At 34.9% G+C, this 23,313-nt stretch carries 17 protein-coding genes; 7 read left to right on the forward strand and 10 right to left on the reverse strand.

The features are described 5' to 3' along the window. Genes DFQ02_RS08650 through DFQ02_RS08680 form a run of 7 tightly spaced genes read right to left on the reverse strand, consistent with a single transcriptional unit; the run spans position 1 to position 6,328 of the window. Positions 1-951: a hypothetical protein gene (locus DFQ02_RS08650; protein WP_116524025.1), complete on the reverse strand. Its 951-nt coding sequence runs from the start codon at positions 949-951 to the stop codon at positions 1-3. Further along, a complete protein-coding gene (locus DFQ02_RS08655) occupies positions 938-1,603 on the reverse strand; it encodes an acetyltransferase (protein ID WP_116524026.1) in 666 nt (221 codons plus the stop codon). The genes DFQ02_RS08650 and DFQ02_RS08655 overlap by 14 nt, the downstream gene beginning before the upstream one ends. Then, positions 1,600-2,301 (reverse strand): WbqC family protein, encoded by a 702-nt coding sequence (locus DFQ02_RS08660; protein WP_116524027.1) that lies wholly within the window; start codon positions 2,299-2,301, stop codon positions 1,600-1,602. The genes DFQ02_RS08655 and DFQ02_RS08660 overlap by 4 nt, the downstream gene beginning before the upstream one ends. Further along, the gene (locus DFQ02_RS08665) at positions 2,298-3,371 is read right to left on the reverse strand and encodes a DegT/DnrJ/EryC1/StrS family aminotransferase (protein WP_116524028.1); all 1,074 of its coding nucleotides are present in this window, start codon (positions 3,369-3,371) and stop codon (positions 2,298-2,300) included. Before DFQ02_RS08665 ends, DFQ02_RS08660 begins: the two co-directional genes overlap by 4 nt. Then, a complete protein-coding gene (locus DFQ02_RS08670; protein ID WP_116524029.1) occupies positions 3,364-4,629 on the reverse strand; it encodes an ABC transporter ATP-binding protein in 1,266 nt (421 codons plus the stop codon). Before DFQ02_RS08670 ends, DFQ02_RS08665 begins: the two co-directional genes overlap by 8 nt. After that, entirely contained in the window at positions 4,626-5,462 is an 837-nt protein-coding gene (locus DFQ02_RS08675) for a glycosyltransferase (RefSeq protein ID WP_116524030.1), read from the reverse strand. The genes DFQ02_RS08670 and DFQ02_RS08675 overlap by 4 nt, the downstream gene beginning before the upstream one ends. A 2-nt stretch (positions 5,463-5,464) precedes the next feature. Continuing rightward, the gene (locus DFQ02_RS08680) at positions 5,465-6,328 is read right to left on the reverse strand and encodes an ABC transporter permease (protein WP_116524031.1); all 864 of its coding nucleotides are present in this window, start codon (positions 6,326-6,328) and stop codon (positions 5,465-5,467) included. Positions 6,329-7,112: 784 nt separating this feature from the next. Here DFQ02_RS08680 and DFQ02_RS08685 point away from each other — a divergent pair. After that, positions 7,113-7,913: a hypothetical protein gene (locus DFQ02_RS08685; RefSeq protein ID WP_116524032.1), complete on the forward strand. Its 801-nt coding sequence runs from the start codon at positions 7,113-7,115 to the stop codon at positions 7,911-7,913. 1,119 nt (positions 7,914-9,032) lie between these two features. Here the strand turns inward: DFQ02_RS08685 and DFQ02_RS08690 are convergent. Both DFQ02_RS08690 and DFQ02_RS08695 read right to left on the reverse strand, forming a co-directional pair. Beyond that, positions 9,033-11,504: an exopolysaccharide transport family protein gene (locus DFQ02_RS08690; protein WP_116524033.1), complete on the reverse strand. Its 2,472-nt coding sequence runs from the start codon at positions 11,502-11,504 to the stop codon at positions 9,033-9,035. A 3-nt stretch (positions 11,505-11,507) separates the two neighbouring features. Beyond that, positions 11,508-12,299, reverse strand: a complete 792-nt coding sequence (locus tag DFQ02_RS08695) for a polysaccharide biosynthesis/export family protein (RefSeq protein WP_116524034.1) — start codon at positions 12,297-12,299, stop codon at positions 11,508-11,510. A 701-nt stretch (positions 12,300-13,000) separates the two neighbouring features. Here DFQ02_RS08695 and DFQ02_RS08700 point away from each other — a divergent pair. From DFQ02_RS08700 to secA, 6 genes are all read left to right on the forward strand, one after another. Then, positions 13,001-14,863, forward strand: a complete 1,863-nt coding sequence (locus DFQ02_RS08700; RefSeq protein WP_116524035.1) for an ABC-F family ATP-binding cassette domain-containing protein — start codon at positions 13,001-13,003, stop codon at positions 14,861-14,863. Between the two features lie 127 nt (positions 14,864-14,990). Next, positions 14,991-15,281, forward strand: a complete 291-nt coding sequence (locus DFQ02_RS08705) for a GIY-YIG nuclease family protein (RefSeq protein WP_116524144.1) — start codon at positions 14,991-14,993, stop codon at positions 15,279-15,281. 131 nt (positions 15,282-15,412) lie between these two features. Beyond that, on the forward strand, positions 15,413-16,180 hold the full coding sequence (locus DFQ02_RS08710; protein WP_116524036.1) for an O-methyltransferase: 768 nt from the start codon (positions 15,413-15,415) through the stop codon (positions 16,178-16,180). A gap of 333 nt (positions 16,181-16,513) precedes the next feature. Then, on the forward strand, positions 16,514-17,089 hold the full coding sequence (locus DFQ02_RS08715) for a cob(I)yrinic acid a,c-diamide adenosyltransferase (RefSeq protein ID WP_116524037.1): 576 nt from the start codon (positions 16,514-16,516) through the stop codon (positions 17,087-17,089). A 156-nt stretch (positions 17,090-17,245) separates the two neighbouring features. Then, positions 17,246-17,467: a DUF2795 domain-containing protein gene (locus DFQ02_RS08720; protein WP_019387375.1), complete on the forward strand. Its 222-nt coding sequence runs from the start codon at positions 17,246-17,248 to the stop codon at positions 17,465-17,467. Positions 17,468-17,626: 159 nt separating this feature from the next. Continuing rightward, entirely contained in the window at positions 17,627-20,980 is a 3,354-nt protein-coding gene (gene secA, locus DFQ02_RS08725; protein ID WP_116524038.1) for a preprotein translocase subunit SecA, read from the forward strand. A gap of 155 nt (positions 20,981-21,135) precedes the next feature. Here secA and argS read toward each other — a convergent pair whose 3' ends face one another. Continuing rightward, entirely contained in the window at positions 21,136-22,920 is a 1,785-nt protein-coding gene (argS, locus tag DFQ02_RS08730; RefSeq protein ID WP_116524039.1) for an arginine--tRNA ligase, read from the reverse strand. Between the last annotated feature and the right edge of the window lie 393 nt (positions 22,921-23,313).

Consider the following 23,313-nt stretch of genomic DNA (forward strand, 5'->3'; position numbering starts at 1 on the left):
CTATTTTCTTAAAACTGCATATCCAAAACCACTTTCTCCAAACCCATTCCCATTATATATCAAATACCTAACGCCATTAAACAAATAAGTTGTACAATATTCGTTCATAAGACTATCCCATCCAACGTCACTCTTTTCAATCCCTGCCAAATCATCTAATCTTTTCCAATACATTCCATCCTCAGACTCTGAATACCCAATTGAGTATGCTGCCTCTTTATTTTCTCTATAACCTAAAGCCTTTCTATTTGAGTGATACATTTTATAAATTCCTTCATCTTTAAAAACGCAAGGTCTACCTATAGCATCAATGTTTCCAAAATCAAAATCAATACAAACACGGTTTTCTCTTAACCAATTAACACCGTCATTAGACTCAGCATATTTGACATTATAAAATGGTTCTGGAATGTTATTAATAACTTCAATTTTTTCACAACATAAATACCACATTTTCCAAACGCCTTCCTCTTTAAGCACACATGGTTGCCCTACCCAAATAGGGTCATACATATTTCTGTCTAGAATTGGCCCTCTAAATAGTTTCTCAAATGAAAACCCATTATCCTCGCTTACTGCTAAACCAATAGATAGTCTATACGATGCATCGATACTCTTATTCCAAGCAGTATAATACATGTAAAGCTTATTTTCATGATTTAAAAACCAAGATGGCATTGTTCCTGAGTCATCAAATGACCCTCTTTTACCTTTTTGCAGCACAGGTAATTTATGAACATATTTTATATTTGAAGGGTCGCCAGGATCTACATCTATAAATGAAACTGAAGAGCAACTATGTTTATCTCTAGTTGAATAAAAGATTCTTAGAATATCATCATTAATAAGATGTGCGAAGGGTACTTGAGCATGTGTTAAGCTCCAGTCTAAATTACCCTTAGGTTTAAATATCAAACCTTTCTTTTCCCATTTTGATTTAATATAAGTCATAACTCTTTTTCTCTCCTAAACGTTTTGCTGGATTACCTGCATAAACACTCCATTCTTCTGTACTTTGTTTTGTTAAACAAGCTCCCATAGCAATCAAAGTACCTTTGCCAATAGTTGAATAATCTCTAATTGTAGCATTTACTCCAAAAAAACAATGAGATTCAATAATACAATGACCAGACATTACTACATGCGATGTAAAAAAAACATGGTCTTTAATTTCTCCGTGATGACCAATATGATTCCCACTCCATAAGACCACATTATTTCCTATTTTAGTAAAAGGTTGTATGGTATTATCTTCCAAAATAAAACAATTTTCCCCTATTTCATTATTAAAAATTGTTGCTTTACTACTTATATATGTGGCAAATTTGTAACCTTTTTTCTTACCTTCTAAATAAATTTTCTCTCTTAAAGTGTTCATTTTCTTAGCTGTCATTGGACAAAAAAGTAAATAATTTTCTGGAGGAAATAAACTTTCTAAATCTTCAAAAGCAACCACTGGAAGTCCACAAAATTCTACTTTATCTATGTAGTCTTTAGTTAATGTAAAAGCTATAACCTCATAGTCTGAATCATTTGTTAAATAATAATAAGCAAGTTCTGCAGTATCTAACACTCCAAATATTATTACCTTATTACTTTTCATATTATTTTTCTTTGATTTAAAAGAGTTAAAATAGAATCCTTAGAATTAAACATCAATACATCTATAATTGATAAAGAGTCTACAAATTGATGTTGCATTTGACTATAGCAAATGGTTTCGGGTTGTAAAAAACTGAGATTAACACCTCTATCTTTAAAATAAGTCTTAGTATATAATTTTTGCCCCCCAATAGGATTAATATAATTACATTTACCTGCCTCTCTTGCTATTGCTATTAATCTATCTGCTTTTTTTAGTGTTTTGCTATTTGAATAATCGCGAGAACTTAAACTAAAATATGGTGTTAATCCTAGATAAGCACACACCTTACTTACGCTATTGATGGCAATTTGAGATACGTTTTTATAATCTTCTTCTAAAACATTTTGCACCAAATTATAAACACTTTTAAAGTACGGTGCATTTTTATAGGCAAATTCTAAGGTCTTTAGAAAACTTTCAATCCATTTTTTTGACAGAGCTACTTCAGTCTGATTTATCAACTTATTTTGGGATGCTTTTTTTATTGGTAGAGTAAATTGATAGCTATCTCCATTAACTAATATCATATTTCTGTTGATATATCCTTTTTTTATAAAATTAACATCGTCATAAAACACAAACTCATCCACAGCATTTATCAATTGAAAATAACCGATGTAAGGAAAAAAATAAGGCTGCATTATGGCTATTTTCATAAATGTGCTTTAATCAATTCAACAATTCTAGTTTGTTGCTTTTCAGTTAAATCATGATATAATGGTAAACACAAAATAGAAGCTGCTATCTGATTTGAAATCTGACAATGTTGATTTTTTAGATATGGTAAATTATCTAAGCTTGGATAAAAATAGCGTCTTGGGAATATATCTGCAGCATTTAAAGCATGAACAACATTGAGGAGTTGCGTTTCATTTTTAAAAATAATTGGATAATAACTGTAGTTCCAATTGGTATGATCTCTAAATTTTAAAAACTTTAGTTTAGTATCTTGAAGTTGCCTGTTATAAAAATCAACAATACTCCTTCTACTCTCTAAAATTATATTGAGGTAAGGAAATAAAGCCAACCCCATAGCAGCCTGTAACTCACTCATTTTTGCATTAATACCTAAACCAAAAAAATCTTCGTTTCCCTTATGCCCAAAATTGTGATGGTAGTAAAAGTCATTGTATAAACCATCATCCTTAAAAACAATAGCGCCGCCTTCACCCGTATGAAATAATTTGGTGGCATGAAAACTACAGGTGCTGATATCGCCATAATTGAATATGGATTGATCTTTGTATTGTACTCCAAAACAATGGGCAGCATCATAAATTACTTTTAAATGGTGCTTTTTGGCTATAGCGTCTATGGTCTCTACATCACAAGGATTCCCAAACACATGGGTGGCTAATATGGCCGAAGTTTTAGGGGTAATAGCTGCTTCTATTTTAGTTTCATCAATCGTTAAATAGTCTGGGTGAATATCTACAAAAACAGGTTTACAGCCTTCCCATACAATACTTGAGGTGGTGGCCACATAACTAAAGGGAGTGGTTATAATCTCACCTTGTAAGCCCAAAGCTTTTATAGCTATTTGTAATGGTAGCGTACCATTAGTCATACAAATGATATTAGGAATGCTAAGATATGCTTTAAGTTGCTCTTCAAGCGCCTTCACCAACGCGCCTCGGTTGGTTATCCAGCCATCCTCCCAGACTTTTTTTAATATCAACTGGTACTCCTCCTGAGGTGGTAAAAATGTTTTGGTTACATTAATCATCCAATCGCTCCCATTTAAATTGTGGCCGGATATACCCGGGCTCTTTACCCATATAAACGCCTATATCGCGTTTGCCATCTGCTACTACAAAACTCATAATATCCTTTTCAATAAAAATAGCTTTCCTTCTGTCTTTAACGAAGAAAAAAGACAGAAAATATTGTCCGGACTGTAAAAACCCTTTTGGTAAATAACAACACAACACATTATTGCCTTTTTGTAAAGGTTCTGACGTATTAGAAAAAGAAAACATGGCTTCTCCCATTTCATTAAATAAATGGTAGGTAATATGATAATCTTCTGGATTTGAGGCTTTAAAACTTAAAGCTGTTTTTAACTCAATAGCTTCATCCTCTACTATAGCGTCCTCTATGGCTCTCGTGGTATTTTTTATACTTATGTGGTGTAATTGAAACACCTCTTTATTAATAGTGTTTCCAAATTGTCTATGATTTATTAAATCGGCGCCTCCTTTTAAATAAAAACTCACGGCTTCATCGGTACCTCCCTCGAAAACCATCTCACCATGTTCTAAAACAATGGCCCGAGTGCATAATGCCTTTACCGATGCCATATTATGGCTTACAAACAAGACCGTGCGCCCTTCACCTCTACTAATATCCTGCATCTTTCCTATGGCTTTTTTTTGAAACTCGGCATCACCCACTGCCAATACCTCATCAATTACCAAAATATCAGGCTCTAAAAAAGCGGCTACTGCAAACGCTAAACGTACCCGCATCCCCGATGAATAGCGCTTAACGGGGGTATCAATATAATTTTGACAACCAGAAAATTCAATAATGGCGGTTTCTTTTTCTTTGATTTCAGCCTTGGTCATGCCTAAAATAGCACCATTTAAATAAATATTTTCTTTTCCTGTGAGCTCAGGATGAAACCCAGTTCCCACTTCTAACAGGGATGCTATTCTGCCTTTGCTTTTGACCACGCCTGTAGTGGGCATGGTGATTCTGGATAAAATCTTAAGTAGTGTAGATTTCCCAGCGCCATTTTTGCCGATGATTCCTAGCACCTCACCTTCTTCTACCTCTATATTAATATTTTTAAGAGCCCATATATAGTTAGAATCACTTTTTTTACTTCTATCATTAATGGTACCTACTTTAAGAAAAGGATCTGGTTTTTTTAAAATCCTGAACCACCAGCGTTTTAAATCATCGCTGAGAGTCCCCGTTCCTACAAGCCCCAAACGGTATTGCTTAGATATATTATCAATCTTTAAAATGATAGCGCTCATAGATTTAAATCATTTGTTTTATTTCTAATACGATGTTTAACCAAACGTCGTATTTTTTTATAGAGGATAAATATATAATATCTTAAACTAAATGGGATGCTTCCTAAAAAATCAAAGCCTTCTAAATAACGTTTGTTATAAGTGAGTTGTTTTCCTAAAGCATTTGAAATATTTCGGTCATGAATGATTTGTAGCCAATAAAATCCTTTGTTTACGGAAATATAAGTGACCTCTCCTAACCAAGCGGTATGCTCTTGCTTATATACCGTAACCGGGTTTTTACTTGGTTTCAAAGATTCACAAAGGCTTATGAATGGTCCAGATATGACATGTTCCCTCAAAGCCAATTTATATGCAGGCGTAGTCTGAAGTGTTAATCCGTTACACAAATCAATAATAGCAGTCTCTTTGGTTGTAAAATGATCTTGAATAGTCTTTACAGCATCCTTATGAAAGCAGTCATCATTATCTAATCTGGTTGTAATGACATAGTTGACCCCCTTCTCTGAATGATCCTTAACAAATTGTGGTACTGTAATGTGAAATGTTTCAAAATTTTTTACATATATAGGTATAAAATTTTTAAAAATGGTATTTAAAGCAGTATTCTTATCTCTGTAAATTTGTGGTGTAGTCTCATCAAAAAACACCAGCCATTTAAAATCTTTATTGGTTTGGTTTTGTAAAGAGGGAAAACAATATGTTTCAAAAAGTTCATACCTGCTTTTTAACCAAACGTCACTATTTACCTGAGCCCCTAATTTATCTGAACCCCATATAGACTGCTTTAAATTAAAACGCGTAATCACAAAATGATTAAAAGGCTTTGACATACTTAAATGGTATCTATAAATCGTTTTTCAGTGGCATTAAAAACCAGCAAACCAAAAAATAATACTAGAACAGTAACGATAGTTGTATAGATTAATCCAGGCCAAGAAATAACCCCATCACTCAACAGCATATATCGGGCGGTTTCTATCACATAAGCCATAGGGTTATACTCCACTAACCAAGCAAAACGCGGTAATTTTTCTCGCATTAAACTTAAGGGGTACATCACAGCAGACAGATACATTAACAACTGCACCCCAAACCCAATTAAGAACTTAAGGTCTTTATATTTGGTCACCATGGATGAAATAAGCATTCCTATACCCAAGCCAAATAAGCCCATAACCATAACTAGAACCGGGAATAGCACAATGAGTTTATTAATTTGTATCTGAGAACCCGTGCTATAATAATATACATAGAACCCTATGAAAATGAGTAACTGGATACCAAACTTCACCAAATTTGTAATAATCACAGATAACGGTATAATGACACGTGGAAAGTAAACTTTACTAAACATACCAGCATTGGCACTAAACGTGTTTGAGGTTCCTGTTAAACAGTTTTTAAAATAGGCCCATACCGATATACCAGCCAAATTAAACAAAAAAGGTGGTACGGTTCCCGTATCAATATTGGCAACTTTATTAAAAATAATGGTAAAGGTAAGTGCTGTAAACAAAGGTTGTATTAAATACCATAATGGCCCTAAAATAGTTTGTTTATATACAGCAATCACGTTCCGTCTTACAAACAAAAACATTAGGTCTTTATATTGCCATATTTCTTTAAAGTTGAAATCTACCAGCTTTCGCTTTGAAGAGATGGTATACAACCATGGGCTTTCTTTAGAAGTATGCACACTTTGGGGTTTTAATCGTGCTAAGATAACAATAAAGATACATATACCCTCTAAAATAACGTGAGTTACATGTAAAGTTAAATCTATTAAATTGATTAACAAAAAAATAACTTAAGTGTTAGGTAGAGCGCAGTCGAGACCTCATTGAAATACTCCCTATTTAAAGACCTTTCGACTTGTTTCACAAGGTGCTTTCGTTGAAAATATATTTTCACTTAGCAATGCTCAAGGTGACAAGCTCCAATTTTATTGTATAAATGGAATAAAAATGAGTTTTGTACGTCGAATTCACGTTAAAATATAAATCAAATAGCCTGTTGGTTTAAGCTTTGACTACCCGAAAGAGATTCTTCGCTGTGCTCTGAATGACCAAGGAGATTCTTTCACTTCAATATTGGGTTATCAAGGCACTTTCAATATGACTATATTTACACTTCATTAAAGTGTTGGAATGGCATCAGGTTTTTGGTGACACTTTGACAAACTCAAGATAAATGCTCTCAATAAAAATATTTTTAGGTATATATCGTAGATCTCGATACAAATTTTATTTGTTTCATTCACTGAATTCATTGGGCTTACAGTACATTATAAAATCTTTTAATTGAAACACCTAAAAAGTTTAACATGTTTTTAACGTAGTTATATAATACTAAAATTCTTACTTAGACGTAATACTATAACACACGCTTCGCTTTATAATAGACTTTCCATATACAAAAGGCCTTTGTATTTAATTATTGTATAACCCGTTGTTATTTATAACAACATAAATTTTTTAATTATGGCAAAACAAAAAGGCTATATTGACTTAGAAGGTACGTTGGGAGGACTTACCTTTTATAAAAGTGGTGGACAATCTATTGTTAAAACCAAAAGTGCTATTAATAAAGACCGCATCTTAAAAGAGTCTAATTTTAAACGAACACGTGAAAATATGACGGAGTTTGGTGGTAGTGCTACGGTAGGCAAAGCATTGCGGCATGGATTTGCTACTATTATCCCTATTATGAGTGACCGTACCGTTGTAGGACGGTTAACTGCCATTATGAAACGTATTAATGCTAATGGAACAGGTGTGCGTGGTAAACGCGAATTTGATATATTAACCAATAAAGCACTTTTAGAAGGTTTTGAGTTTAACAAATCAAAGCCCTTGGAAAGTGTTTTCTTTGCTCCTTTTGGCACCCCTACATTAGATACTAACCGAAGTATTTGTACCTGGTTAATACCTGATTTTAATACCTTGGACTATATTCATGCTCCTGAAGGCGCTACTCATTTTAAGCTTGTATTAGGCTGCTCTGTACTAAGCAATTACACTTATAACAATGACCTTAAACAATATACCCCTACAAATCCAGGCGAAAATGAAACCAGTAATATTGTTTTTAGTAATGAGATTCCCTTAACCGGACCTGTTGGTAGTGACACTACCTTAACTACCGATTTAGGGTTTTCATCTGCTCTACCTATTAGTGTAGCTGTAGTAATTACTGTCGGTATCATCTTTTATCAGGATATTAATGGGGTGCTTTATGAATTGGCTAGTGACAATGCTATGACCATACAAGTGGTTGGTTAGCGGTTGTGTTAACTATAGCATTTAGACTATGTATCACGATAAAGTTTCTTATATTTAAGAAGCGATGTGTGTTGAAAACCGTTAAACTTGTTTTAACGGTTTTTATTCTACTATTAGCATGTTGTTTGTTTTCATATTATGGAAGAGATTCTTCGTTCCGTTTCACTACTCTCTGAATGATAGGGGATTCTTCGCAATGCTCTGAATGACAGAGACATTTTGTTAGATTTTATGTTGTACGGTTTGGAAGGGGATTCTTCCTCTTCGATACTTGCTTTACAAGGCGCTTTCAATGCAAATTTATTTACATTTAAATAATGCTCTGAATGATAGACATGTTTCACATTATGGAAGAGATTCTTCGTTCCGTTTCACTACTCTCTGAATGACAGGGGGATTCTTCGCAATGCTCTGAATGACAGAGACATTTTGTTAGATTTTATGTTGTACGGTTTGGAAGGGGATTCTTCCTCTTCGATACTTGCTTTACAAGGAGCTTTCAATGCAAATTTATTTACATTTAAATAATGCTCTGAATGATAGACATGTTTCACATTATGGAAGAGATTCTTCGTTCCGTTTCACTACTCTCTGAATGACAGGGGGATTCTTCGTTGTGCTATGAATGACGAGTCATAGCAAGTAAATCGTCATTGTTATGCGTCCCAACAGCTATTGGGAACGTGCAACCTCTTGGCATAAAGGGTACTAAAATAGCAGATTTGTTAATACATTAAACAGATTCTTACGTTCGTTAGCTTCGCAATGTACCCTCAAGAAAGCAATGCTTTCCTTCGTGTAACGCTCAGAATGACGATTCGATACAAGATGCCGACATTGTGAAGCGTCCCGATGGCTATCGGGATGACGTGACAATCTATTTGTTTTTAAGAACAAACTAGACTATTTATTTAACAGATTCTTACGCTCGAAATATTTCTCGCTCAAAATGACAGATTTTTTTTGTTTTGTGTATTCTATACCGATGATAAGATGTTAGACGCTCAAAAGAAGACTTAGAATCCACTGAAGAACCTTGTTGGCTCAATATTATATTTGGTAGTTTTTACTTTTGAAAATGTGTTTTGTGGATTCCTGCCTGCGCAGGAATGACAGGGGTTATAGTTTCTTAATAAACCGCTTTGCTTTCCCAAATAAAGAGCTGTCTTGTTTTTCATGATAGGTCTCGCCATAAACTCCATAGCCGTAACCATAACCGTAACCATAGCCATAACCATAATTTTGATTGGTTTTATGTTTATAAAAGTTTAACACAAAACTGATATTTTTTAACTCGCCTTTTCTATATTTCGTGTTCACTAATTGTAACATGCCCTTTTTTGTATAGTCTAAACGTACCACAAATAAGGTCGCATCGGCATAATTAGATAGCTCTAAAGCATCAGTCACCAAACCTAGTGGTGGCGTGTCTAAAACAATGATATCATAAGTTTGACGTAAAGCAGCAACAAGTTCCTGTAATTTTCCTCCCATTAACAATTCGGATGGATTGGGTGGTATAGGACCGGAAGTCACCACACTTAAGTTATCGATATGGGTTTTTTTTACTAACGCTTCAAATTGACTGTCTCCAATTAAGTAATTAACCATTCCCTTGTCGTTATTTAAATCAAAATCATTAAAGATTTTGGGCTTTCGTAAATCCAAGCCCAGTAAAATAGTTTTTTTACCAGACAGAGCATAAGCCGTAGCAATGTTAATAGAACAAAAAGTTTTCCCTTCACCACTCACCGAAGAGGTGACCATAAGCGTTCTACCACCCTCCTTATCATTTTTCTTGTAAAAGAATTGTAAACTCGACCGAATGGAGCGAAAGGATTCGGCTACCGCCGATTTGGGTTTTTCAAAAACTACTAAATTATTGTGATATCTGTATTTTCCAATCAAACCTAAAATAGGGATGTTAGACAAACGTTCTACCTCATCGGAGCCATGAATGGTGGTATCTAATAAAAACACCACAAAAACAAGTACTAAAGGCGCAAAAAAACCAACCATGAGCGCCATCATATAATTCAAACTTTTATTAGGACCTATGGGAGGATTACCAATGTCTTTAGCCTCATCAATCATAGATATATCAGAGACATTAGCAGCCTTCACTATAGCCGCCTCACTACGCTTTGCCAAATACACATTATAAGCCTCCTGACTTAAATCCAGTTTCCGTTGAATTTTTAAAAACTGTTGCTGATCCTCTGGTAAATTATTCAATTTAGATTCCAATTTGGCAATTTGATTATTTATGGAATTCAACTGAATACTAACCGTACTTTTAGTACCCCTAATAATTTCAAACAGCACATTTTTTTCAGCATCAATCCGATTATCCAATTCTTTGAACAAACTAGAGCCCTCTTTAGTGGTGGCTTCTAAATTTTGTCGCTCAATAGCCAAATTGGTCAACTTGCTCACACTTGCCAAAATATTAGATTCTTCAATCCCTACAGACGTTGGTGCCGCTATTTCTGTGTAATTTGTTTTAGTTCTGAGATAGGTTTCTAATACATCAAGATACTTTATCTTGTTATTTACTGCTTCCTTTTCTTTATCTAAACCCTTTAGTTTTGAAGACACTTCCTGTAATTCTTCATCGACATCGAAGACCTTACTTTGCCTTCTAAAATCATTCATTTCTTCATTTACAGATTTTAAGTCTAAATTAACAGCGGCCAAACTACTATCAATAAACTTGATGGTATTGGTAGCATATTGGTTTTTATGTTCTAATTCTGTTTTACTCAGAATCGCTACGGTAGCATTTAAGTAGTCTACTATTTTCCCTTTATTAGTTCCATTCATGTAAAGCCTTAACACCGAAGAAGTGTTACTACTGGGAGACGCCTTTACTACATTCTTATACTGATTAACGATTCCATCGAAATCCAAAAATTGCACATAATACTCCGATTGGGGTGTAATAGATGCTAAACTTCTTTTATGTAATGTAAAATTTGCAAATGATAATGTTACCTTATCCCCAATTTTATATGTTTTTTTAAAATTACCTTTGGGTATAGATACCCTTTCTTTTCTCTTATCAGAATAAATTTGCCCTGTACCATACTCGCTTTCAGACGTCATAAAGATTTCAAATTGTTCTTCATCTAAAAATCGAATTCCTATATACTTACCTAAAACTTGTGGATTAGACTTGTCTATTTCTAAATAGAAAGGAGCGCTCTTGTATACGTCTACCATTCTATATTTTCCTTGTATCATGTAACGCGTATAATACTGCAAAGAATCTACTACCTTTTCGTTATGTCGTCTAGTACCTAAGGTAGTGATTACTTTACCCACTTTACCGGACACCCCGCCCCAGTTAAAAGAGATACTGGTATTAGCAGTAAAAAAAGGGTTTTGGTCATTCTCAATAGAAACCAAAGCCCCTAAACGGTAGATATTTTCCTTGCGAACATTAATAGAATACGCTATTACTAAAGCGATACCAATACTTAAAACTATAAATTTCCAATGGTGTAAGACTTTAAATAAAAAGCCTTTAAAATCAAAGGTCATTCCTTTGCTTTCAACATGATCTAAATCTTCAAATTCGTTATAAGACATGAGTTATATGCGTTGAAAAACCAAAATAGTCGTAGTGATTAATGATAAAACGGTAGCAACCGCTCCAATATTTTGAAGTACATTGGTACCCGTACCCCAAGACTTTTGCTTTAAAGGCTTGACATAAATCATATCATTGGGCTGAATGTAGTAATAGGGAGAGTTCATGACATTAACATGGGTTAAATCGATATGGTGGATTTTTTGCCCTTCAGGGTATTGCCTTATAATCAACACATCTTTCTTATTACCTACATCAGTGATGTCTCCAGCATTCGCAATGGCTTCAAATATGTTAACACGTTCCTGATAAATGGTTTGCATGCCACTACCAATTTCACCATAGGTCGTATAACGTAGCCCCGTAAGTTTCACCGTTACAAAAATATTGGCGGTTTCCTTGAACTGGTCTGCTAACAATTTGTCTGTGATAAGGGTTTCTATTTCTGTAGCCGTATACCCCAACACGTTCATGTCGCCTAATTCGGGGATTCTAATATTACCATGCAAATCTACTGTAAAGCCATCAAAATAGGCCCGTTCTGCACCACTGGCGTTTAGATTGCCTATTCCAATGGGATTAAATATTTGCACATTATCCTGATCGGTTACTTTTATGCGAATATTCAAAATATCATTGATTTGTACCCTGTAGGGTTTTTGCTGCTCTACAATTTTTTGAATGGAATCTGTTGCCTGAGATTTATTTTGAAGATATACCGTGTCTTTATATGGAATACAGGAAAAAAATGCTGTATTAATCACAACTAAAACAAGAAAAAACGTTCTCTTCATATTGAGGCAAGTTGACAAAAAACAAATCTACATATTTTTTTTGTTTTTAAGCACCCTACATTATTCCTATTCATGCCCTAAACTCTTAAGCTCCTCCCTTTGGTCAAAGGGAGGTGGCTAAATGCTTTAGCATTTAGACGGTGGGTTTAAATCAAATATATTTGCATTGCAAGTACCTTGCGAAGCAAGTAGCGAAGTGAATAATACTTGACAAACGCCTTTCGCATTGTCACCCTGAATTCTTTGTACTTAGCGGAATCAAAGTATAGTTCAGGGTCTATGTCTATGCTAACCAGTCTTTGTTGTTAGATGCTGAAATGAATTCAGCATGACAAAACTAGATTAATTTGTCTTTCAGACAGCAAAACTACGAAACATAAGAATCCTATTGTCATTCAGACACTGAGAGTAACGAAGTGAATAATACTTGACACCCCCTTTCGCATTGTCACCCTGAATTCTTGTACTGAGCGGAGTCGAAGTATGGTTCAGGGTCTATGTACATGAGTCTTCTTTAGATGCTGAAACTAGTTCAGCATGACACGACAAGGGGATCTGTATAGGTGAATTAAGCTTGAATATAATAGTTAACTTACTTTTCTGCCCCGGGAATAATCTCGACGCCTCACAAACACTCATCTAGTTAAACAAAAAAATGAATATATCCCCATTTTATCCCATATTTGCAAAAAAGCATTCTTTTGAACTACTTAACAGTTGAAAACATATCAAAATCGTACGGTGAACTGGTTCTTTTTGAAGACTTATCCTTTAGTGTTCATAAAGACCAAAAAATAGCCTTTGTAGCTAAAAATGGTACCGGAAAAACCTCTATATTAAACATTCTTTCGGGTGATGATGAAGCGGACTCTGGTAATATTATTTACCGAAAAGGGATCAAAGTTTCTTTTTTATCACAAGATCCGAAATTCGATAATAACCTGACGGTTGAAGAAACCATTTTTGCCAGTGACAATCCTATATTAAAAATAATTCATACTTACGAAAAAGCGCTTTTAAATCCTGAAGACACCGATACGTACCAAAAGGCTTTTGAAGCTATGGAACAACATCAAGCTTGGGATTTTGAAACACAATACAAACAGATTCTTTTTAAACTAAAACTTGAAGATCTCAATCAGAAAGTAGGGTTATTGTCTGGCGGACAAAAAAAGCGTTTGGCACTAGCTAATGCTTTAATAAATAAACCAGATTTATTGATTCTGGATGAGCCTACTAACCATTTAGACTTGGAAATGATTGAGTGGTTGGAAGCTTTTTTTGCTAAGGAGAACATCACACTGTTTATGGTAACGCACGATCGTTACTTTTTAGAGCGTGTTTGCAATGAGATTATAGAGTTAGATGAAGGACAACTCTACAGCTATAAGGGCAACTATTCATACTACCTTGAAAAGCGAGACGCCAGAATAGAACGAGAAGCTGTAGAAACAAACAAAGCCAAACAATTATTTAAAACGGAATTAGAATGGATGCGCAGGCAGCCCAAAGCGCGCACCACAAAATCAAAATCTAGGATAGATGATTTCTTTGAAATAAAACACCGAGCGCATCAGCGTAGAAAAGATTATCAAGTTCAGCTTGAAATTAATATGGAGCGTTTGGGGAGCAAGATCATGGAGTTCCATAATGTATCAAAATCTTTCAAAGACAAAGTTATTTTAAAAGGATTTGACTATACTTTTAAAAAAGGGGAACGTGTTGGCATCATTGGGAAAAACGGCACTGGCAAAACGACCTTTTTAAATATTTTAACCCAAACCACAAAACCTGATGGCGGTAAAGTGGTTAAAGGTGATACGGTTAAATTTGGTTACTACACCCAAAGTGGCATTACCATAAAACCAGAGCAGAAAGTTATTGATGTTATCAGAGAGTTTGGGGATTATATCCCTTTAAAAAAAGGAAGACAGATAAGTGCACAACAATTACTGGAACGTTTTTTATTCAGTAGAAAAAAACAATATGATTTTGTTGAAAAGCTAAGTGGTGGTGAACGCAAACGCCTGTATTTATGCACGGTTTTAATCCAAAATCCCAACTTTTTAATTTTGGATGAACCTACTAACGACTTAGATATTGTTACCCTTAATGTCCTTGAAAGTTTCTTGTTAGACTTTCCAGGCTGTATAATTGTGGTATCCCACGACCGCTATTTTATGGATAAAGTGGTGGATCATCTGTTTGTGTTTAAAGGCGAAGGTGTGATTGAAGATTTCCCTGGCAATTATACCGACTATCGGGTTTATGAGGATAGTCAGCCGGTTATTTCTAAAGCTACGGAAGATAAAAAGGAACATACTTCATGGAAACAAAACGAGGCTTCTAAACTGTCTTTCAACGAAGAAAAAGAACTTAGAAACATTGAAAGTAAACTCAAATCTTTAGCCTACGATAAAAAACAATTGGAAGATAAGTTTCTTAATCCTGATTTGTCTCAGGAGGACATTAATCAATTATCGGAAGAACTTCAAGACATTATTAATACCATTGAAGCTAAAGAAGAACGTTGGTTTGAGTTATCGGAAAAATTGGAAGGCTGACTTCTCGATACATCCCGATATTCAATCGGGACACTCGAAGTGACCAACCTAACAATACTAATGTCAGTTCGAGTGAAATTCTGAAGGATGAAGAATTTTGTATCGAGAACAACTTAAAAGCATGCAAATGAAAATATATTACGTTTACATTCTTAAGTGTTCCGACAAAACATTTTACACGGGCATTACATCAAACTTAACCAAACGTATTATGGATCATAAAACAGGTAAACACACAAGCAGTTACACTTATAAACGGAGACCAGTAACCTTACAGTTTTATGCTCAATTTACAAATGTTGAACTAGCTATCTCTACTGAAAAACAGATTAAAAAATGGTCTAGAGCAAAAAAACTGGCTCTTATTAATAATGATTTTGAAAAGCTGCCTAACTTAGCCAAAAAAACCTTTAAATAAGGAGTAAACTTCTCGATACATCCCGATATTAAATCGGGACACTCGAAGTGACAACTTAAATTTGTCTTTTATGTCAGTTCGAGTGAAATTCTGAAGTATGAAGCATTTTGTATCGAGAACAACTGAACAACATGTTATACCAAATAAGTCAATACCTAAAATTCCTGTTTAAATCTACCAACCAGCATGGGGTGCACTCACCATTTGTATATGAGTTAGTTACGAAGTGCTTTTATGACCAAACCAAACATACCGAGTATCATACTATTGAAAAATACCGTAATCAACTTTTACAAAACAAAAACACCATTAAAGTTCATGATTTGGGGCCTGGTTCCAGAAAAACTAAAACCAATATGAGGCAAGTAAATGAAATTGCTAAAACTTCTGGAACTACCTTAAAAAGAGCCAAACTCCTTTTTCGAATAGCAAAGTATCTCAAACCAGACAAGACACTAGAACTCGGCACTTCATTGGCCATTGCTACACAAGCACTCAGTTTAGGAAACCCGAAAGCTAGAATTACCACTATAGAAGGTTGTCCAGAGATAGCTTCGCTTTCAAAAAAACAACTTAATGAGTACAGGAATATTGAATTTAAGATTGGAGATTTTAAAAAGGTTATTCCAAAGCTTACAAGCGAGCATTATGACCTCATTTTCTTTGATGGCAATCATCAAAAGAAAGCTACCTTACAATATTTTGAAACGTTATTGCCAACTATAAACAACAACACTATGTTTATTTTTGATGACATCTACTGGTCCAAAGACATGACTGAAGCATGGAAGATCATCAAACAACACCCCAAAGTTACTGTTACTATTGACACCTTTTTTTGGGGTATGGTGTTTTTTAGAGAAGAACAAGCTAAAGAGCATTTTACGATTAGAGTTTAGACCTTTAGTTGTTAAGTCGTTTAGCTGTCATCCGCACTGTCCCACTGAGCGCAGTCGAAGTGTGATGCGGAATCCACTTTTACATTCTGGATTCCTGCTGAAGTTTATCTTGAGTCCTTCGACTAAGCTCAGGACAGGCTAAAGTCTAAAGGCAGGAATGACAAAATCATTTTTACAATAAAACTTTTAACTTTTAACTTTTAACTTTTAACTTTGAAACATGAAATGAGCACTCCAGAATCGTATCGCTAATCTCCAAAATATTAATAGCGAATTACATTCCTGTACTGAGCGCAGCCGAAGTATGACCTCTAAAACAATATTAACTATCAGATGAAAATTTACACAAAAACAGGCGATAAAGGAACCACAGCCCTATTTGGAGGTACCCGAGTTCCTAAACATCATATACGAATTGAAAGTTATGGTACGGTTGATGAACTGAACTCGCATATAGGCTTAATTAGAGATCAAAACATCAATCAGCAACATAAAGACATCCTAATTGAAATTCAACATAGCTTATTCACTGTTGGCGCTATTTTAGCTACAGACCCCGAAAAAGCCATCTTAAAAAGCGGTAAAGAACGTTTGGATATTGAAAAGATTTCTTCAGATGATATTCAGAAGCTCGAAGATGAAATGGACACCATGAATGAGGCTTTACCTCCCATGACCCATTTTGTATTACCTGGTGGTCATCAAACGGTGTCATTCTGTCATATAGCACGCTGTGTTTGCCGTAGAGCAGAACGTTTAGCTACAGCACTTAACGACATTGAACCTGTAGAATCTCATGCTTTAATATACTTAAACCGCCTTTCTGACTACCTTTTTGTGTTGGCACGAAAGTTGACCCAAGACTTAGAAGCAGATGAAGTGAAGTGGATTCCTGAAAAGACTTCTTAGATTTTAAGTTTGTCCAATTTTTTAAGTCTACAAAAATTATTTTAATGTTTGTATGCTCAAGAAAAACGCTCTTTAAAATTAATGATAATTAAATGAAATTTTTCTTGCACGTTTAAACTAAAAAATTATTTTTGCAAAAAATTAAATCTACAAGAAATGTATTGGACTTTAGAACTAGCATCTTATTTAAGTGATGCTCCATGGCCAGCTACTAAGGACGAGTTAATTGACTACGCTATTAGAACTGGTGCACCTTTAGAAGTTGTTGAAAATTTGCAGTCTATTGAAGACGAAGGTGATTCTTATGATTCTATTGAAGAAATCTGGTCTGATTACCCAACAGACGAAGATTACCTTTGGAACGAAGATGAATATTAAAAAAACATAAAGAATGGTTAAAAAGTCTCTAGTTTGAGGCTTTTTTTTATTTTATTCCTTACGTAACACCTTAACATAATGTATCTTTGAATGCTTAACTGGATACGTTTATTAAAAAAAATATCCTAGGTAAAACCTAGTTAAAATATATAACACATTATGAGTTTTTTAAATTCGGTCTTAAAAGTTTTTGTTGGAGACAAATCTAAACAAGACGTCAAGGCTATCATGCCAATTGTAGATAAAATAAAATCGTTTGAGTCTTCACTTGAAGGCTTAACACATGAAGAGTTACGCCATAAAACAGTAGAATTCAAATCGAAAATTGCTGAAGCTTGCAAAGATGTAAACGAGCAAATCAATAAACTATCTGAAGAGGCTGAAAACACAGAAGATATAGATGCTCGTGAAGATATTTATGAGCAAATTGATAGACTTCACGACACTGTATATGACATTACCGAAGGGGTTTTAAATGACATTTTACCCGAAGCTTTTGCCGTAGTTAAAGAAACGGCTAAGCGGTTTGTGAATAATACTACTATTACTGTTAAAGCAAATGAATTTGACAGAACACTGTCTGGTGAAAAAACCTATGTATCACTAGATGGTGATAGCGCTACCTGGTCAAACTCTTGGGATGCCGCTGGAAAACCCATTACCTGGGACATGATTCATTATGATGTTCAGTTAATTGGTGGTATTGCCCTACATCAAGGTAAAATTGCAGAGATGCAAACTGGTGAGGGTAAAACTTTAGTAGCTACCCTTCCTGTGTACTTAAACGCCTTAGCCGGTAAAGGTGTGCATTTGGTAACCGTAAACGACTACCTAGCAAAACGTGATAGTGCGTGGATGGCACCTATTTTTGAGTTTCACGGATTGAGTGTTGATTGTATTGACTACCATCAACCCAATTCTGAATCGCGTAAAAAGGCTTATAATGCTGATATCACCTACGGAACCAACAATGAGTTTGGTTTCGATTACTTACGTGATAATATGGCGCATTCGCCAGACGACTTAGTGCAGCGTCCGCACCATTATGCCATTGTAGATGAGGTAGATTCTGTGTTAGTGGATGATGCTCGTACGCCATTAATTATCTCTGGCCCTATTCCGAAAGGAGATCACCATGAGTTTAACGAACTTAAACCAAAAGTTGACGACATCGTTAGTGTTCAGCGTAAGTACTTAACAGGTGTTTTAGCCGAAGCTAAAAGACTCATTAAAGAAGGAGACACGAAAGAAGGGGGTTTTCAATTATTACGTGTTTACAGAGGTATTCCTAAAAATAAAGCACTTATCAAATTTTTGAGTGAAGAAGGCGTTAAACAACTCCTACAAAAAACCGAAAATTTCTACATGCAAGACAATAACCGCGAAATGCCTAAAGTAGATGCGGAATTGTACTATGTCATAGACGAAAAAAACAACCAGATTGAGTTAACCGATAAAGGGGTTGATTATTTATCTGGTAAGGATGATCCAAACTTTTTTGTAATGCCAGAAATTGGGATGGAAATTGCAAAAATTGAAAGTCAAGGATTAACCACAGAAAAAGAAGCAGAACTTAAAGAAGAATTATTTAAAGAGTTTGGTGTAAAATCAGAACGTATTCACACCCTAAACCAGTTATTAAAGGCTTATGCTCTTTTTGAAAAAGACACGCAGTATGTGGTTATTGACAATAAGGTAATGATTGTTGATGAGCAGACCGGTCGTATTATGGATGGGCGCCGCTATAGCGACGGTTTACACCAAGCCATAGAGGCCAAAGAAAATGTAAAGATTGAAGATGCTACCCAAACCTTTGCCACCGTTACGTTACAGAATTACTTTAGAATGTACCGTAAATTATCTGGTATGACAGGTACAGCCGTTACGGAAGCCGGTGAGTTTTGGGAAATCTATAAATTAGATGTAGTTGAAATTCCAACCAACAAACCAATAGCACGTGATGACCGCGAGGATTTAGTTTATAAAACTAAGCGCGAAAAATACAACGCAGTCATTGATGAAGTTACCCAATTATCAAAAGCAGGTCGCCCTGTGTTAATTGGAACAACCTCGGTTGAGATTTCAGAGTTATTAGGAAAAATGTTAAGTATTAGAAAGATTCCTCATAACGTTCTGAATGCAAAACAACATAAAAAAGAAGCCGAAATTGTAGATCAAGCTGGTAGAAGTGGCCAAGTAACCATTGCTACCAATATGGCGGGTCGTGGTACCGATATTAAATTAACTGATGAAGTTAAAGAAGCCGGAGGTTTAGCTATTGTGGGGACAGAACGTCATGATTCCCGTCGTGTAGACCGCCAGTTACGTGGTCGTGCAGGTCGTCAAGGTGATGTAGGTAGTTCACAATTCTATGTATCCTTAGAGGATAATCTTATGCGTTTATTTGGTAGCGAACGTATTGCCAAAATGATGGACCGCATGGGACTAAAAGAAGGTGAAGTAATTCAACATTCTATGATTTCTAAGTCTATAGAACGTGCTCAGAAAAAAGTTGAAGAAAACAACTTCGGGGTTCGTAAACGCTTATTAGAGTATGATGACGTGATGAACGCCCAACGTGAGGTGGTTTACAAACGTCGCCGTCATGCACTTCATGGAGAACGCCTTCGTGTAGATTTGGCTAATATGATTTTTGATACCTCTGAAGGTATTGCCCAAACAAATAAAGCTGCTAATGATTACAAGAATTTTGAGTTTGAACTGATTCGTTATTTCTCAATGAGTTCACCTATTACTGAGGAAACATTTGGTAAACTTTCCGAACAAGAAATCACTTCAAAAATATATAAAGCTGCCTTTGAACACTATCGTGAAAAAATGGAACGTAATGCCGATATGGCTTTCCCAGTCATTAAAAATGTATATGAAACCCAACGTGATAAATACAAACGTATTGTGGTGCCGTTTACTGATGGTGTAAAAAGTTTAAATGTAGTTACAGACCTTGAAAAAGCTTATGAAACCAATGGTAAGCAACTGATTACTGATTTTGAAAAAAATATTGCCTTAGCCATTATTGATGATGCTTGGAAAACGCATTTACGTAAAATGGATGAATTAAAACAATCGGTACAACTGGCGGTTCATGAGCAAAAAGACCCCTTATTGATTTATAAATTTGAAGCTTTTGAGTTATTCAAATCAATGATTGACCAAGTGAACAAAGATGTGATTTCGTTCTTGTTTAAAGGCGAGTTACCTCAAGAAACTCAAAATAATATTCAGGAAGCACGCACCAGAAAGCAAGAAAAAGTGCAAACCTCTAAAGAAGAAATTCCTAATTTAGATGAACGTGCTGCTGAAAGTAGAGCCGCAGGTAATACACAACGCCAACCACAAGTGATAGAAACCATTGTACGTGACAAACCAAAAATTGGACGTAACGATCGTGTGACCATAAAACATGTTATTAATGGTGAAAACAAGACTTTAAAATATAAACAAGCCGAACCTTTAATTGCTAAAGGTGATTGGGTTTTGGTAGATGAGTAAAAAATTCCTGCGAAAGCAGGAATCTCATAAACATAAAGAAGCTGTCTAAAAAGTATAAGAACCTGTTATTCTGAATTTATTTCAGAATCTGAAACGAGTTCAGATTGACAAAAATGTGATTTTTTAGACAGCAGCTTTTTTTAAGCCTTAATATGTTACATGCGCTCTGGCACCTTGATACCCAAAACACCAAAAGCGTTCTTAATGGTATTGGCAACAACTTTAGAAAGTTGTACCCTAAAGATTTTTTCATCTTCGATATCTGCTCCAAGAATGGAAACATTTTGATAAAACGAATTAAACTCTTTAACTAAATCGTACGTATAATTGGCTATCAACGCTGGGCTATGCTGTGAGGCCGCATTTTGAATTACTTCAGGGAATAACTGCAATTGCTTTAATAATTCTTTTTCTTTTTCGTGAAGCTCTATCGCATTTATAACTTGGTCACTGAGCTTACTCGAAGTAGCCTTTCTTAAAATAGACTGAATTCTGGCATAGGTGTATTGAATAAAAGGCCCTGTATTCCCTTGAAAATCTATAGATTCCCTTGGATCAAAAAGAATGCGTTTCTTAGGGTCTACTTTTAAGATGTAATATTTTAAAGCCCCTAAACCTATGGTTTTATATAAATCTTGTTTTTCTTCGTCAGAATAGCCTTCTAACTTACCTAACTCTTTGGAAATTTCCTCTGCAGTAGCAGCCATTTCATCAATTAAATCATCGGCATCCACAACGGTTCCTTCCCTACTCTTCATTTTTCCACTGGGTAAATCTACCATACCATAACTTAAATGATATAGATTTTTAGCCCATTCGAAACCTAGTTTTTTCAGGATTAGAAACAATACCTGGAAATGATAATCTTGTTCATTTCCAACGGTATAAACCATTCCACCAACATCTGGAAAATCTTTTATACGCTGAATAGCGGTACCGATATCTTGAGTCATATAAACCGCCGTTCCGTCTGCTCTTTGTACTATTTTTTTATCGAGACCTTCATCTGTTAAATCACACCAAACCGAGCCATCCTCTTCAGTATGAAATACACCTGATTTTAAACCCTCTGCCACAAACTCCTTTCCTAATAAATAGGTATTGCTTTCGTAATACAAAGTATCAAAATCAACACCTAAGTTTTTATAGGTCTCATTAAAACCCTCATAAACCCAACCGTTCATCTTTTTCCAAAGTGCTACTGTTTCATCATCTCCTTTCTCCCATTCTCGTAACATTTCTTGGGCTTCCAATAAAATTGGAGCGCTCTTTTTAGCCTCATCTTCAGACTTTCCTTTAGATACTAAGCTTTCAATTTCTTTTTTATATTCTTGGTCAAACTTTACATAGTAATTTCCAACCAACTTATCTCCTTTCAATCCTGTACTTTCAGGTGTTTCGCCATGACCAAATAATTTCCAAGCCAACATACTTTTACAAATATGAATACCTCTGTCGTTAATAATTTGGGTTTTATAAACTTTTTGACCAGCGGCTTTTAAAATTTCAGCAACGCTATACCCTAAAAGGTTGTTTCTGATATGACCAAGATGTAATGGTTTGTTAGTATTAGGAGATGAGTACTCCACCATAACAGCCTTTTCACTAGGGCTTGAGTTTACAAATCCGTAGGTATCATTATCCTTTATAGTGTCAAAAAAGTTTAAGTAATAAGAATCGCTAATTTCAATATTCAAAAAGCCTTTTACAACATTAAACGCTTTAACATTATCTACATTATCAACTAGGTAATTACCAATGGTTTCACCAATGACTATTGGATTCCCTTTTACATACCTTAGCATAGGAAACACCACCACTGTAATATCTCCTACAAATTCTTTTCTGGTTGCCTGAAATTCCACAGATTCAATTTCAACGTTAAAAGAAGCTAAAACCGCTTGTTTCACTTGGTTTGATAAGGTGTCTTGAAGGTTCATGTATAGGTGTTTATTTTAGATGCGCAAAGATAAAACTTTTATAAAAGCTTTGTAGCAAAAATACAGGCTTTAAACTACCTTATCAATTCTTATAAATTAACAAAAAAAAACAATCAATAGCACCCCTTAAATCATACCCTTAAATGAATATTAGAGCATACGCATTTCATCGATAAAAGTGCTTTTTTTCTATGATTTCTGCCGTTAATCTATTCGTCGATTTTTAGGCTAATTTTAAGGCTTCATTTTATCTAATATATTGGTAGTAAAACCTAGAAATTAGATTTTAAAAGGTCTTTTTTGAAATTTTGTTAAACAGAGCTATTAATTATTCATTAAAAAATCATTTTCGCAGTCAACTAACAAACATTTTAACTTAACACGTATTAAAGT

Source organism: Seonamhaeicola aphaedonensis, from assembly GCF_003386195.1.
GTDB lineage: Bacteria > Bacteroidota > Bacteroidia > Flavobacteriales > Flavobacteriaceae > Seonamhaeicola > Seonamhaeicola aphaedonensis.